This is a genomic window from Gymnodinialimonas sp. 57CJ19 (genome assembly GCF_038396845.1).
GTDB lineage: Bacteria > Pseudomonadota > Alphaproteobacteria > Rhodobacterales > Rhodobacteraceae > Gymnodinialimonas.
Genome location: NZ_CP151587.1, coordinates 1,277,164 through 1,289,520, shown reverse-complemented (window position 1 = coordinate 1,289,520; position 12,357 = coordinate 1,277,164). Strand labels below are relative to the sequence as shown.

18 protein-coding genes are annotated in these 12,357 nt (G+C 62.7%); 11 read left to right on the top strand and 7 right to left on the bottom strand.

Features of this window, described 5'->3' with window-relative positions:
• Positions 1-79 precede the first annotated feature (79 nt).
• The 5 genes from AADW23_RS06485 to AADW23_RS06465 all read right to left on the bottom strand — a co-directional run bounded on the left by AADW23_RS06485 (position 80) and on the right by AADW23_RS06465 (position 2,903).
• On the bottom strand, positions 80-649 hold the full coding sequence (locus AADW23_RS06485) for a F0F1 ATP synthase subunit B (RefSeq protein WP_341863704.1): 570 nt from the start codon (positions 647-649) through the stop codon (positions 80-82).
• Positions 650-653: 4 nt separating this feature from the next.
• Complete coding sequence (locus AADW23_RS06480) at positions 654-1,253, bottom strand: F0F1 ATP synthase subunit B' (protein WP_341863703.1); 600 nt, start codon at positions 1,251-1,253, stop codon at positions 654-656.
• A gap of 91 nt (positions 1,254-1,344) precedes the next feature.
• Positions 1,345-1,581, bottom strand: a complete 237-nt coding sequence (locus tag AADW23_RS06475; protein WP_011453893.1) for a F0F1 ATP synthase subunit C — start codon at positions 1,579-1,581, stop codon at positions 1,345-1,347.
• 112 nt (positions 1,582-1,693) lie between these two features.
• On the bottom strand, positions 1,694-2,440 hold the full coding sequence (locus tag AADW23_RS06470; protein ID WP_341864290.1) for a F0F1 ATP synthase subunit A: 747 nt from the start codon (positions 2,438-2,440) through the stop codon (positions 1,694-1,696).
• 100 nt (positions 2,441-2,540) lie between these two features.
• A complete protein-coding gene (locus tag AADW23_RS06465; protein WP_341863702.1) occupies positions 2,541-2,903 on the bottom strand; it encodes an AtpZ/AtpI family protein in 363 nt (120 codons plus the stop codon).
• A gap of 197 nt (positions 2,904-3,100) precedes the next feature.
• Between AADW23_RS06465 and AADW23_RS06460 the strand changes: the two genes are divergently transcribed.
• Both AADW23_RS06460 and AADW23_RS06455 read left to right on the top strand, forming a co-directional pair.
• Positions 3,101-3,469, top strand: a complete 369-nt coding sequence (locus tag AADW23_RS06460; RefSeq protein ID WP_341863701.1) for a metalloregulator ArsR/SmtB family transcription factor — start codon at positions 3,101-3,103, stop codon at positions 3,467-3,469.
• Between the two features lie 328 nt (positions 3,470-3,797).
• Complete coding sequence (locus AADW23_RS06455) at positions 3,798-4,421, top strand: hypothetical protein (RefSeq protein WP_341863700.1); 624 nt, start codon at positions 3,798-3,800, stop codon at positions 4,419-4,421.
• Position 4,422: 1 nt separating this feature from the next.
• Here the strand turns inward: AADW23_RS06455 and AADW23_RS06450 are convergent, their stop codons facing one another.
• On the bottom strand, positions 4,423-5,298 hold the full coding sequence (locus AADW23_RS06450) for a DMT family transporter (RefSeq protein ID WP_341864289.1): 876 nt from the start codon (positions 5,296-5,298) through the stop codon (positions 4,423-4,425).
• A gap of 141 nt (positions 5,299-5,439) precedes the next feature.
• Positions 5,440-6,318 (bottom strand): LysR family transcriptional regulator, encoded by an 879-nt coding sequence (locus AADW23_RS06445; RefSeq protein ID WP_341863699.1) that lies wholly within the window; start codon positions 6,316-6,318, stop codon positions 5,440-5,442.
• 226 nt (positions 6,319-6,544) lie between these two features.
• Between AADW23_RS06445 and AADW23_RS06440 the strand changes: the two genes are divergently transcribed.
• From AADW23_RS06440 to rpsP, 9 genes are all read left to right on the top strand, one after another.
• Entirely contained in the window at positions 6,545-7,120 is a 576-nt protein-coding gene (locus tag AADW23_RS06440) for an NAD(P)H-dependent oxidoreductase (RefSeq protein WP_341863698.1), read from the top strand.
• Positions 7,121-7,232: 112 nt separating this feature from the next.
• Complete coding sequence (locus AADW23_RS06435; protein WP_341863697.1) at positions 7,233-7,712, top strand: hypothetical protein; 480 nt, start codon at positions 7,233-7,235, stop codon at positions 7,710-7,712.
• A 93-nt stretch (positions 7,713-7,805) separates the two neighbouring features.
• A complete protein-coding gene (locus tag AADW23_RS06430) occupies positions 7,806-8,255 on the top strand; it encodes a hypothetical protein (protein ID WP_341863696.1) in 450 nt (149 codons plus the stop codon).
• 249 nt (positions 8,256-8,504) lie between these two features.
• A complete protein-coding gene (gene ffh / locus AADW23_RS06425) occupies positions 8,505-10,010 on the top strand; it encodes a signal recognition particle protein (protein WP_341863695.1) in 1,506 nt (501 codons plus the stop codon).
• Entirely contained in the window at positions 10,007-10,546 is a 540-nt protein-coding gene (locus AADW23_RS06420) for a GNAT family N-acetyltransferase (RefSeq protein WP_341863694.1), read from the top strand. The genes ffh and AADW23_RS06420 overlap by 4 nt, the downstream gene beginning before the upstream one ends.
• Positions 10,543-11,067 carry a GNAT family N-acetyltransferase gene (locus AADW23_RS06415; protein ID WP_341863693.1) on the top strand — a complete coding sequence of 175 codons (525 nt, stop codon included), beginning with the start codon at positions 10,543-10,545 and terminating at the stop codon, positions 11,065-11,067. Before AADW23_RS06420 ends, AADW23_RS06415 begins: the two co-directional genes overlap by 4 nt.
• Positions 11,064-11,570, top strand: coding sequence for a GNAT family N-acetyltransferase (locus tag AADW23_RS06410; RefSeq protein WP_341863692.1), 507 nt, complete (start codon positions 11,064-11,066; stop codon positions 11,568-11,570). The genes AADW23_RS06415 and AADW23_RS06410 overlap by 4 nt, the downstream gene beginning before the upstream one ends.
• On the top strand, positions 11,567-11,863 hold the full coding sequence (locus AADW23_RS06405; RefSeq protein WP_341863691.1) for a chorismate mutase: 297 nt from the start codon (positions 11,567-11,569) through the stop codon (positions 11,861-11,863). Before AADW23_RS06410 ends, AADW23_RS06405 begins: the two co-directional genes overlap by 4 nt.
• Positions 11,864-11,904: 41 nt before the next feature.
• Positions 11,905-12,309, top strand: coding sequence for a 30S ribosomal protein S16 (gene rpsP / locus AADW23_RS06400; RefSeq protein ID WP_341863690.1), 405 nt, complete (start codon positions 11,905-11,907; stop codon positions 12,307-12,309).
• Positions 12,310-12,357: the final 48 nt, after the last annotated feature.

Here is a 12,357-nt window from a genome sequence, read left to right as displayed (position 1 = left end):
CCACGCAAACATTTAGCAGAAACGCAAAAGGCCCCGCCGATTTGGCAGGGCCTTTGTCTATTTGTGCGCCAGCGAAGGGTCAGTGCAATTGGCGACCGACTTCTTCAATCGCGTCGTCGATCAGCTTGTTCTGATCGGCGGCGCTTGTGCTTTTGGCGATCACTTCGGCAGCGGCAGCAACGGCCACGGCGGCGGCGTTGTCGCGGACCGAGCGGTTGGCCTTGGTCACAGCGCTGGAGATCTGATCTTCAGCGGCGGCCAGACGACGGGTGATCGACGCGGCGATGTCGGCCTTGGCCTGCTCTGCCGCTGTTTCGGCGTTGATACGGGCTTCGGACACGATGCGGGCGGATTGCTCTTCCACTTCGCGGGCCTTGCGCTCGTAGGAGGCCAGAAGGGTCTGTGCCTCTTCCCGCAGGGCGCGGGCTTCGTCCAGCTCAGAGCGGATGCCATCGGCGCGGCTGTCCAGCATGCCCATCAACATCTTCGGGACACCGAAGTAGAAGATGACGGCAAGGAACAGCAGGAAGCCGAGGAAAACGATCCAATCCGTGTTACCCAGAGAGGGCGACAGCAAGCCGTGGGGCGCGTCTTCCGCCGCGAAGGCAGGGGTTGCAGCAATCGCCAGGAGAATGGTCAAATAGCGCATGATCTTACCCTCTCACTCGGTTGGCGACGGCGCTGGCAACGGCAGCGGTGTCGACGTCATTGCCCGGCCCGAGGGCGCGAACGATTTCGGCGGCAACATCACGGGCGACCTCTTCTGCCGTGGCAACTGCCCCGGCTTCGATCTCGGCGATGCGGGCTTCGCCTTCGGCGGTTTGAGCCGCGATCTGGGCGTCAGCCTTGTCAATCTCGACCTGCAATTGCGCTTGGATCTCCTCACGGGTTTCCTGAGCAATCTTCGAGGCCTCGGCCCGTGCGTTGGCCAGCGCAGTGTTGTAGCTTTCTTCCGCCTCAGTTGCCTGACGCTTCAGATCTTCGGCAGTGGCCAAGTCGTTGGTCAGCGTGCCTTGACGCTCTGCGATAACAGCAGAGATCCGGGGCAGTGCGACTTTTGCCAGAACGAAATAGATCGCCACCAGTGTCAGAACCAACCAGAAGACCTGGTTGTCAAATGTCCCGATGTCCAACTGCGGCATACCTGCCGCGTCGGTCGCACCGTGGTCGGTTCCGATGGCAACCTCTAGGCCGGCCTCAAGCCCGCCATGGGCGTCATCGCCGTGGCCTGCATTTTCGGCTTCGTCAGCCATGGGTTTTCCTCCAACCGGAATTCGGGGTGTTACGGTGGCGCGCTATCACGGGGGACAGCGCGCCGAACGTAAGGATCTTTAGTCTACTGTCTTAGACAGCGAACATCAGCAGCAGAGCGACGAGGAAGGCGAAGATGCCCAGAGCCTCGGCGAACGCGATGCCGATGAAGAGAGTTGCGGTCTGGCCAGCAGCCGCAGAGGGGTTGCGCAGGGCGCCGGCGAGGAAGTTGCCAGCAACATGGCCCACACCGATAGCGGCGGCACCAGAACCGATGGCGGCCAGGCCGGCACCGATGAATTGACCCATTTGTGCGATATCGCCTTCCATGATGTATCTCCTTACGTTTCTTTAATTGCCGGGCCTTTGGCCCGAGTTGGAAGTTATTCATCCGGACGCAGCGCCCGGGGGAATGGTAGACCGGGCCTTGGCCCGGGTTGTCTTAGTGAGCGGGGTGAAGCGCGTCCTTCAAATAAACGCACGTCAGGATTGTGAACACGTAGGCCTGAATGGCCGCCACGAGAACTTCGAGGCCATAGATCGCCACGATGCCGATGATCGGCGCGATACCGGCCAGGCCAAGCGCCCCGGCGAAACCCGCGAAAACCTTCAGAACCGCGTGGCCTGCCATGATGTTGCCTGCCAGACGAATGGAGTGGCTAACGGGGCGCACGAAGTAGGAAATCAGCTCGATGATCGCCAGAACCGGGCGCAGCACCAGCGGTGCGGAGGAGACCCAGAAGAGGCTCAGGAAGCCGATGCCGTTCTTGACGAAGCCAATAACCGTTACCGTCAGGAACACCGCCATAGCGAGGATCGCTGTCACGGCGATATGCGACGTCGTGGTGAAGCTGGTCGGGAACAGGCCAAGGAAGTTGGCGAACAGGATGTAGAGGAACAGCGTGAAGATGTAGGGGAAGTAGGGCAGCGCGTCCTTGCCTGCCACGTCCTCGACCATGCCGCGCACAAAGCCATAGGCCAGCTCTGCAATCGACTGGCTGCGCGACGGGATCACGGCGCGACCGCGAGTGCCCCAAACCATCAGCGCGATAACGCACAGAACCGACAGCGCCATCCAAAGCGTTGCGTTGGTGATCGTGAACATGCCCACATCGCCATGGCCGAACAGGGGCGACACAACGAACTGGTCCATCGGGTGGATCGCAAGGCCGCCTGCGTAGTCGTCCATGTAGGCCGCGATGAAGCCCAGAACGGCAAGGCCGATCAGGACGAAAGCGACCACGCGGCCGGTACCGTTAGAGTCCGTCTTGGTCTCGGTGTTGGTGCTCTCAGTCGCCATCGTGCGTCCCCGTTCCATCTGCCGCGTTTCCGCGTGCTGCTTTATCTTCGCGCTCCAGCGCGTCTCGCTGGACCTCATTGGCCGAGCGGATCATCGTCTTGATCCCGGCAATAAGCCCCAAAATAACAAACACGACCATCAGCCACGGTGTGGTGCCGAACAACCAGTCCAGCCCGTAGCCTATGCCGAAGCCAATGACCAAACCGGCCACCAACTCGATCACCATCCGCCACGCCAATTGCGCCTGGGAGTGATGCTCTTCCACTGTCGAGCGCTCCGGGTTGGCCCGAGACTTTGCCGCCGCAATCCGCGCTTCAAGCGCTTGCATGCGGTCTTCGTCGTTCTCAGACATCGCCATACCGCCTTCGTGGAAAGGTTGCGCGGAAGCTAGGGCGCGCCGCCGTCAGAGTCAACGCGCATGACCTACGTCTAACTAATTGTAATATAACAGTTTTCGAAACAGCCGCCCGACCCAACCGCGCGAATGCCGCCTTGCAGCATATTCAACCATTTGGTTGACGTTTCCGCCCGCAGCCCCCTACTGGCCCCATGGCCATAGCGAACCAACCCTCTCTCGACGCCGTTTTCGCCGCCCTCGCGGACCCGACCCGCCGGGCGATCCTGCACATGTTACTGGAAGATGACATGGCCGTTACCGATGTGGCCGACCCGTTCGAGATGTCTTTGGCCGCGATCTCGAAGCACCTTGGCGTGCTCAGCGCAGCGGGGCTGATCACACAGGAAAAACGCGGACGGGTGAAGTGGTGCAAACTGGAACCTGATGCCTTGAAGACGGCCTCGGTCTGGATGCAGGGGTTTGGGCAGTTTGAGCCCGTCGACGTGGACGTGCTCGAACGCTGGCTCGGACAAGAGGGCCTGTCCGAGGCCATTGGCTTGGATGAAGGCGGACTGGAGTAAGGCGCTGCCGTGGCAGCCCCGCCGCCCCGATGGGCTCAGGCGATCCCGGCGAGGCGCAAAATGACCACAACGACGACAATAAGACCGATGATATAAAGAATATTACGCATTGCGCGCTCCTTCAGATGAAGTTGATGATGGCGACGACGACGACGATCAAGCCGATGATAGTAAGTATTCCACGCATTGCGAACGCTCCTTTTGATGGGTCTTGTGGTATAACGGCTCAAAAGCGCTGCGGTTCCCTCTGCCGGTGAAATGAATCCTTGCCGGAACCCGGAAGCGGGCGCTTAGCCCTGCGCCTGCACCGCCCAGAAAGGACCACGCCATGGCACTTCGCTTATCACTTTTGCTGTCTGTTGCTGCTGGACCTGCCCTTGCGCAGGCCACCTGCGAGGCCCCCGTGGGCCCGATCGAAACCTGCCTCGTGGGGGCTTGGATCGGCACCTCTACCATCCCCGAGGCGCTGGAGCGCGCCATGATGTCCATGCCCGACGCGGTGAGAGCCAACTTCAGCAACCTCGGTCAGCCGGTGGGGATGATCATCTACGACGACGGCTTCTTTGAAACCTTCCCGATCGCCGCCGAAGGCGTGGCGGACTTCGTCGATGACGACGGCGACGTCACAACCTACGAGATGACGGGCCAGACCGTGACCACAGCGGGCTACATCACAGCCCTCGGCGGCACGCTGGACATTTGCTACCTGCCCGGCGGGCAAGGGAACCTGAACGGGCAAATGACCGTCACCACGGGCGGCAACAGCACCACCTTGCCGCTGCCCACGATGCCCGGAAACACCTTCAACCCGGTGATCAGCTACAGCTGCTCAGGCGACACGATGCAGCAAAACGTGGCCCTGCCCGCCCCGATCGGCACCATTACCTATGACATGATCCGTGTGCCGCTTGCGGCCTTCCCTTTCGCCCGAGACGGCGCGGCGGGCGAATGACCTAGTCTTTCAACAGCATCAACAAGGCCAGAACCGTCAGCCCGACGCCCCCCAACACCAAAGCGCCCGGCACCGGTTGGCCCAAGGCGATCTCCCACAAGATCACCCAGGACGGCGTCAGATAGGTGTAGGCCATGACCTTTGACGACGGCAGCCTGAGCGACGCGAACTGGATCAGGAACACCGTCGCCGCACTGGCAAACACCGCCGTATAGGCAATGGTGATCCAGACCAGCGGCCGCAACGCCGCCCAATCGGTCGCCACGATGTCGCCGATGCCCCAGATGGTAATGACACTGGCACAGGCCAAAAGGGTCAGGAACGAGAACACCAGAACCGCTTCACCCCGGTTCAGGACCCTCACCATCGGCGTATAAAGCGCATGGCCAACACAGCCGACAAAATAGATCGCCTCGCCGCGCCCGATCTCGAACGCCATCAGCGCTTCCAAATCCGCCCGGAAAATCACCCAGGCCGCCCCCAATCCGCCGATCACCAAGGCGCCGGCAATCCGCGCGCTGACAACTTGGCGCAACAAGAACCAGCCAAATACGGCGCTCAACACGGGCGTCAGCGTAAACACCGCCGCCGCGGACACAGGCGGCGCGGTCTTCAACCCCTCAAACATCAACACGAAATAGAAGGCGAAGATCCCGCCCAACACCCCATACCTCCACGGCGCTCGCAACGCCGCCCTGGGCACGCCTCCTCTGGCAAAGACGAACGCCCCCATGATCGCCGCAGCTATCGCAAACCGCACCGCGTTCAGCGCCGTGGGCGCCAATTCGTCGGCGACCTGCCCCCCAAGGGAGAACGACCCCGCCACCAGCGCCGAGAACGCCAACATCGCCAGATGCCCGCCCCTCGCCGATCCCATCGCTTCTCTCACACCACTCTCCCCGTCTTCGAAATGCGCCCTCCCCCCTTCACCTTGGCCATACACCTCCGGGGGGGTCTGGGCCCCTGGGGCACAGACGGGGGCAGCGCCCCCAAACCAGGCCAGATCAAACCGCCCGGCTCAGGTTTCCCGCCAGCTCTCCACCTGGTCCTTCAAGTGCCGCACGAAGGTCTGCACCTTGGCGGTCCGGTGCAAATCCATGTGAGTCACGAGCCAGAACTTGGCAGTCCAATCCTCCATCGCGGGCAGAACCTCCACCAGATCCGTGGTCCCATCGCGATCCCATGACGCCACAAAGCCGATCCCGATGCCTGCCAGAACTGCCTCCTTCGCGGCGTCCATCGACGACGTGCGGAAGTAAATCGCGCTGTTTGGGACGTTGTCGGTCAACCACTTGAAATAGGGCGCGCGGGGCAGCTCTTCGGTGGAGCCGACAAACCGGTGCGAGCCGACGTTTTCTTCAGTCAACATCCCGTAGCGCTCCACATAGCTGCGGCTCGCCACCAGCCGCAGGGTCTCGGTGAAAAACGGCTGCACCACGTTGTCGGGTTCGTCAGGCAGCTTGCCGGCACGGATCGCCACATGGGCCTCTCCATATTCCAGCCGGAACACCCTTGTGTCCGTGACAAGGCGCACCCTCAGATCGGGGTGGCGTTCCTGAAACAGGCCGATCGTCGGCACCAATAGGGGTGACAGTGCCGCGATGGAGGTCACGATCAACTCTCCCGTCACCTCGTCGCCGCGGCCCTTGATCCGGCCCGCCAGCTGCGCGAATTGATCGTCGGTCTGCCCCGCGACGGCCAGCAGATCCTGCCCCGCCTCGGTCGGGGAATAGCCTCGGGCGTGGCGTTGGAACAGCTTCGCCCCCAACCGGGCCTCCAGCGCATCAATGTGGCGGATCACCGTGGCGTGGTGCACGCCCAATGCCTCTGCGGCGCCCGAAACGGTGCCGATCTTGGCGACCTGAAACGCCGTTCTGACTTCATCCCAATTGTCCATCTATCCACCTTTGCCCTCATGTGTGCGCCATCCCACACAACCAGCGATTTCCCCCACCATGGGTGCACAGGCCCGCCGTTGCAACGTGTCAGTCGCACCGTCTCCGCCATGATCGTGCGATTTCGCACATAAAATCCTAAATTTCACCAGGTTGCGATCGCAAATGCAGATATCACATTCCGCCCATCACATTCGATCACACTGGCAATCACACTGGATTAACCCAATGACCCATATTCTGCGCATCGACGCTTCCGCCCGCCGGGAAGGCTCTGTCTCCCGGGACCTCACCTCTCAGATCATCGCCCGTCTTGGCGGCACCGTGACCACGCGCGACCTTGCCGATGGCGTGCCCCTGATGACCGAGGAATGGGTCGGCGCCAACTTCACCCCTGCCGACGCCCGCACCGCTGAACAGGCCGAAATCCTGGCCCATTCCGACGTGCTGGTGGCCGAGCTTCAGGCAGCCGATACCATCGTGATCGGCCTGCCAATCTATAACTTCGGCGCGCCTGCCGCCCTGAAAGCATGGGTGGACCAAGTCGCCCGCGCGGGCCTGACGTTCCACTATACCGAGAACGGCCCCGAGGGTCTGTTGACCGGGAAGCGCGTGATCGTCGCGATGGCTTCTGGTGGCACGCAGTTCGGGTCCGAGATCGACTTTGCCACCGGCTACCTGCGCCACGTCCTTGGCTTTATCGGCATTACCGACGTGACCTTTGTGACAGCCGACCGTCTGGCACTGGACGCGGAGAAAACTCTGGCCAAAGCCCGCGCCCAGGTCGAGGCACTGGCCGCCTGATCTTTCAATTTACGAAGGCGGCGCTCTGCCGCCTTCGTTTTGAGACGGGCGAAATCGTGCTATCCTGCCCTCCATGAGCGTCTTCATACCCGTAAACATCTGTCTGTTTTTAATGAGCGCCGCTCCAGCCGCCGCCCTGACCTGCGAGATATCGTTCACGATCGAAGTGACTCAAGGCGTGGGCCCGATCCGCCCCGGCACACACCTGCCCGGCCGCGCCGAATACACCACCACGGGCCGAACTTTTCGACAGGAGGGCGGCTCTACCGCGCATCTGGCGGCTGGCTCCATGACCATCGGGGACAACATCACCGGCCCGATCTGGACGCTGATCGCCACCTCGCGCCCCCATGCCGCCGACCTGATCGGCGTCTATGCCCATCATATCGAAGGGCTCTCTTTCGCCGGGTTGGACTATGAAGGCCCGATGGCGTTGACCCTGTTTGGCGAGCCGGGGTCACGCCCGACGCCAGAACCGCCGATGACGCAAGCAGAATGGGATGACATGGACCTGCGCCGGGCCTTCACCCTTCATGCCGACGGTGACATGTTGGCCGGTGATGTGCTGGATTTGACGGCGGTGTGCAGCTAAACGCAATTGCCCAAAAGATTGCACCAATTCAGGCATAGAATAGCCCAAGTCCAAAGCGATGAACCGGGACATCGCACGCACAAGGCAGACCCCATGAAGATCACCGAGCAAACAGACGAAAGCGTCACCCTTCACAGCGACGTCACCGGAGCGCGCAACACGATCCTTGGGGCGACAATGGCCGCGCTGGTCGTGACTGTCGCAGGTATGGTGATGGAATCCACGCTTCTGGTTATCATCGGCGCGCTCTGCGTCATCGCCCTTTATGGCGCGTTTATCTTTGGTCTGGAGACGCTACATGCCACGCTCGACATTGTGGACGGCACCGCCGAGGTAGAGCGCAAGCGCCGGGGGCAGCCCGTGGCCCGCGCCATTGTGCCCCTCGAAACAATCCTGCCCGCGCCCGATGCCTATGACCCGGAACGCGCCTTCATGCGCAATCTGCACGCCACCGCCGCGACACGGGCCAGCCAATTGCTGCCCGCCCCCGCCATGGCCCCCACCGATGCCCGCCGGGTGCTGGCCTGGGCGGCCAACGCCTGATCCGCCACAACAAGCGGGCGAAACGGCCAACATTGATTGACTCACCCACCATTCCCGCCTAAATCCCCAAGCAATAGCCGGAAAGCCAAGCTTCCCGGTCCCGCGCGCGTTCGTAGGATCGCCCCCCGTCAGCGAGTTTCGCCCACGGGGGTTGTTTCGCATTGAAGCACGCATCACGGGACTTGGGTTTGTTGGCTGCGCCCTTATCTTCAAGGGCAAAGTACCGGGATCGCGAAAGGGGCCATGCCCATGTTTGAGAATCTATCCGAGCGCCTAGGCGGTGTCTTTGACCGCCTCACCAAACAGGGCGCCCTGTCCGAGGATGACGTTCGCACCGCCCTGCGCGAAGTGCGTGTCGCTTTGCTGGAGGCGGACGTTTCCCTGCCCGTCGCCCGCACGTTCATCAAGAACGTCGAAAAGAAAGCCACCGGCGCGGCTGTCACCAAGTCGATCACGCCCGGCCAGCAAGTGGTCAAGATCGTCCATGACGAGCTGATCGCCACCCTGCGCGGCGCGGAAGACCCCGGCGTTCTTAAAATCGACAACCCGCCCGCGCCGATCCTGATGGTGGGCCTGCAAGGCTCGGGTAAGACCACGACCACAGCCAAGCTCGCCAAGCGGTTGAAGGATCGGGAGGGCAAGAAGGTCCTGATGGCCTCGCTCGACACCAACCGCCCCGCCGCGATGGAGCAGTTGGCGATTCTGGGCACGCAAATCGGCGTCGACACCTTGCCAATCGTACCGGGCGAAGACCCCGTCCAGATCGCCAAGCGCGCCAAGACGCAGGCCAGCCTTGCGGGCTACGATGTCTATATGCTCGACACCGCAGGCCGTTTGCACATCGACGCCGAACTGATCGCCCAAGCCGCCGCCGTGCGCGACGTGGCCAACCCGCGCGAAACGCTGCTGGTGGTCGACGGCCTGACCGGTCAGGACGCGGTCAACGTCGCCACGGAGTTCGACGACAAGATCGGCGTCAGCGGCGTCGTCCTGACCCGGATGGACGGCGACGGCCGCGGCGGTGCGGCGCTTTCCATGCGCGAGATCACCGGCAAGCCGATCCGCTTTGTGGGCCTCGGCGAAAAGCTGGACGCGATTGAAACGTTCGAGCCTGAGCGCATCGCGGGCCGTATCCTTGGCATGGGCGACATTGTTGCTCTGGTCGAGAAGGCACAGGAAACGCTGGAGGCCGAACAGGCCGAGCGGATGATGAAGCGCTTCCAGAAGGGTCAGTTCAACATGAACGATCTGAAAGGCCAGCTAGAGCAGATGCAGAAGATGGGCGGCATGCAGGGCATGATGGGCATGATGCCCGGCATGGCAAAGATGTCGAAACAGATCGAGGAAGCGGGCTTTGACGACAAGGTGATCGTGCGCCAGATCGCTCTGATCCAGTCGATGACCAAGAAAGAACGCGCCAACCCCGGCATCCTGCAAGCCAGCCGCAAGAAGCGGATCGCCAAGGGCGCGGGCCAAGACGTATCGGACCTGAACAAGCTTCTGAAGATGCATCGCCAGATGGCCGACGCGATGAAGAAGATGGGCAAAATGGGCAAGAAGGGCCTGATGCGCGGCGGTTTGGGCGCGTTGATGGGCAAAGGCGGCGGCATGCCTGCGGGTATGGACGCAGGCGCCATGGGCGGCATGGACCCCAAGGCGCTGGAACGCGCGGCCAAGCAGATGGGCGCGGGCGGCGGTGGCCTGCCGGGCCTTGGCGGCATGGGCGACCTGAGCGGGTTGGGCAAGAAGAAGTGACACCGCGCCTCGCCCATATCCCCACGCTGGAGACCGAGCGTCTGACCTTCCGCGCCCCCGAGGCGTCGGATTTCGAGGCGTTCAAAGCCTTCGCTCTGTCCAAGCGGGCCACCTTCGTGGGCGGCGGGCCGGACAAGGACGTGGGCTATGCGTGGCGCGTTCTGGCGACCATCACCGGACATTGGCACCTGCGTGGCTTTGGCTGCTTTGCCGTGGTGCGCAAGGATACAGGCGGCGTTGTGGGCACCATGGGCCCTTGGCGACCCGAGCCTTACCCCGAAAACGAGTTCTCCTGGACCGTTTGGGACGAGACCGCCGAAGGCAAGGGCTTCGCGTTCGAGGCCATGACCGCCATCCGCCGTTACGCCTACACCGCCCTCGGCTGGACCACCGCCGTCAGCAATATCGACGCCACCAACACGCGCTCGGTCGCGCTGGCCACGCGCCTTGGCTGCGTGATTGACGCCGACGCACGTGGCCCCCACCCCGATGATGTGGTCTACCGCCACCCCAGCGCGGCAGAGGTCTTGGCATGATGATTATCCCCACCCTCCTGTCCGAGCGCCTGACCCTACGCGCCCCCTCCCTTGGGGATTTCGAGGCAATCGCCGCCTTCCGCGCGTCCGAGCGGTCGCATTTCGTCGGCGGCCCCTCGACCGAAGCGGAAAGCTGGCAATACCTTGCGGCGATGATCGGCCACTGGCACCTGCGCGGCTATGGCCGCTGGATCGTCACCGAGACCGGCAACGAGGAAGAAGCCCTTGGCATCGTCGGCCCGCTCTGCCCCGTGGATTGGCCCGAGCCCGAGATCGCCTGGACCATGTTCGCCAATGGCGAAGGCAAAGGCTACGCCTACGAGGCCGCCCTGCTGGCCCGTGATTACGCCTATCAGACGTTGGAGTGGGAAACCGCCGCCAGCTTCGTGAACGCCGATAATGCGCCCTCTCTGGCGCTGGCCAAGAAACTCGGCTGTCGCATGGATGGTACGTTCGAGCATGGCAAATTCGGCACCATGCAGATCTGGCGTCACCCCTCTCCGGCAGAGGTGCTGGCATGATCCCCGTCCTGCACACCAAGCGCCTGACCCTGCGCGGCCCCGAGCCTGGCGACTGGCCCGGCTTCCGCGACTATTTCGCCTCCGAACGTGCCGCCTATACCGGCGGGCAGAAGGACGAAAAGCAGGCCTGGACGATCTTCGCCGCCGAATTCGGCCATTGGGCGATCCGTGGCTTCGGCATGTGGACGGTGGAACACGCGGGCACCCCCGTGGGCATCGTCGGCTGCTGGTATCCCGCCGGGTGGCCCGAGAAGGAAATCGGCTGGATGCTCTGGGAAAATGCCGAGGGCAAAGGCATCGCCTTTGAGGCAGCGCAGGCCGTACGCGCCCATTGCTACGGGCCCTTCGGCTGGACCTCGGCCGTCAGCTACATCCATCGCGACAACGCGCGCTCCATCGCGCTGGCCGAGCGCCTTGGCTGCCAGCTCGATGCCGCGGCCACTCACCCCAACCCCGACGCGCTGGTGTATCGCCACCCGTCGCCACAGGAGGCCGCCCCATGAGCGACGCAGTCACCAAAGCCGCCGAGGTCCTGAAGGGCCACCGCGAAAGCATCGACCGCCTCGATGCGATCTTGATCTACACCCTGGGTGAGCGTTTCAAGCACACCCAAGCTGTCGGCGCATTGAAAGCCGAACACGACCTTCCCCCGAGCGATCCCACGCGCGAAGCCGCCCAGATCGCCCGGTTAGAAGACTTGTCACAACGGGCCGATCTGGATCCCGCTTTTGCCAAGAAACTCATGCGCTTCGTCATCGACGAAGTCATCCGTCACCACGAACAACATCAATCCTAAGGGCGCATTGCCCGCAGAAATTCACTCAGGAGATACCTACCATGGCTATGAAAATTCGTCTCGCCCGCGGCGGTTCCAAAAAGCGCCCCTTCTATCGCATCGTTGCTTCCGACAGCCGCATGCCCCGCGACGGCCGCTTCATCGAGAAGCTCGGCACCTACAACCCACTCCTGCCCAAGGACAGCGAAGACCGCGTCAAGATGGACATGGAGCGTGTTCAGCACTGGCTCGACAAGGGCGCTCAGCCCACTGACCGCATCAGCCGCTTCCTCGAGGCCGCCGGCGTCGTCGAAAAGAAAGAGCGCGCCAACATGAAAAAAGCACAGCCCGGCAAGAAAGCCGTTGAGCGTGCCGAAGAAAAAGCCGCCAAAGCAGCCGCCGCCGCAGAAGCAGCAGCCGCCCCCGCGGAAGAGCCCGCAGCAGAAGAAGCCGCCGCAGAGGAGTAAATCCTCAACGCGGCCCCCGCGCGCGTCACTTGCGCGCCGCGGCGGCCC

Coding starts and splice junctions, on each gene's coding strand:
- AADW23_RS06485 (WP_341863704.1), bottom strand. CDS start 649: ATGCGCTATTTGACCATTCTCCTGGCGATTGCTGCAACCCCTGCCTTC.
- AADW23_RS06480 (WP_341863703.1), bottom strand. CDS start 1,253: ATGGCTGACGAAGCCGAAAATGCAGGCCACGGCGATGACGCCCATGGC.
- AADW23_RS06475 (WP_011453893.1), bottom strand. CDS start 1,581: ATGGAAGGCGATATCGCACAAATGGGTCAATTCATCGGTGCCGGCCTG.
- AADW23_RS06470 (WP_341864290.1), bottom strand. CDS start 2,440: ATGGACGACTACGCAGGCGGCCTTGCGATCCACCCGATGGACCAGTTC.
- AADW23_RS06465 (WP_341863702.1), bottom strand. CDS start 2,903: ATGTCTGAGAACGACGAAGACCGCATGCAAGCGCTTGAAGCGCGGATT.
- AADW23_RS06460 (WP_341863701.1), top strand. CDS start 3,101: ATGGCCATAGCGAACCAACCCTCTCTCGACGCCGTTTTCGCCGCCCTC.
- AADW23_RS06455 (WP_341863700.1), top strand. CDS start 3,798: ATGGCACTTCGCTTATCACTTTTGCTGTCTGTTGCTGCTGGACCTGCC.
- AADW23_RS06450 (WP_341864289.1), bottom strand. CDS start 5,298: ATGGGATCGGCGAGGGGCGGGCATCTGGCGATGTTGGCGTTCTCGGCG.
- AADW23_RS06445 (WP_341863699.1), bottom strand. CDS start 6,318: ATGGACAATTGGGATGAAGTCAGAACGGCGTTTCAGGTCGCCAAGATC.
- AADW23_RS06440 (WP_341863698.1), top strand. CDS start 6,545: ATGACCCATATTCTGCGCATCGACGCTTCCGCCCGCCGGGAAGGCTCT.
- AADW23_RS06435 (WP_341863697.1), top strand. CDS start 7,233: ATGAGCGCCGCTCCAGCCGCCGCCCTGACCTGCGAGATATCGTTCACG.
- AADW23_RS06430 (WP_341863696.1), top strand. CDS start 7,806: ATGAAGATCACCGAGCAAACAGACGAAAGCGTCACCCTTCACAGCGAC.
- ffh (WP_341863695.1), top strand. CDS start 8,505: ATGTTTGAGAATCTATCCGAGCGCCTAGGCGGTGTCTTTGACCGCCTC.
- AADW23_RS06415 (WP_341863693.1), top strand. CDS start 10,543: ATGATGATTATCCCCACCCTCCTGTCCGAGCGCCTGACCCTACGCGCC.
- AADW23_RS06410 (WP_341863692.1), top strand. CDS start 11,064: ATGATCCCCGTCCTGCACACCAAGCGCCTGACCCTGCGCGGCCCCGAG.
- AADW23_RS06405 (WP_341863691.1), top strand. CDS start 11,567: ATGAGCGACGCAGTCACCAAAGCCGCCGAGGTCCTGAAGGGCCACCGC.
- rpsP (WP_341863690.1), top strand. CDS start 11,905: ATGGCTATGAAAATTCGTCTCGCCCGCGGCGGTTCCAAAAAGCGCCCC.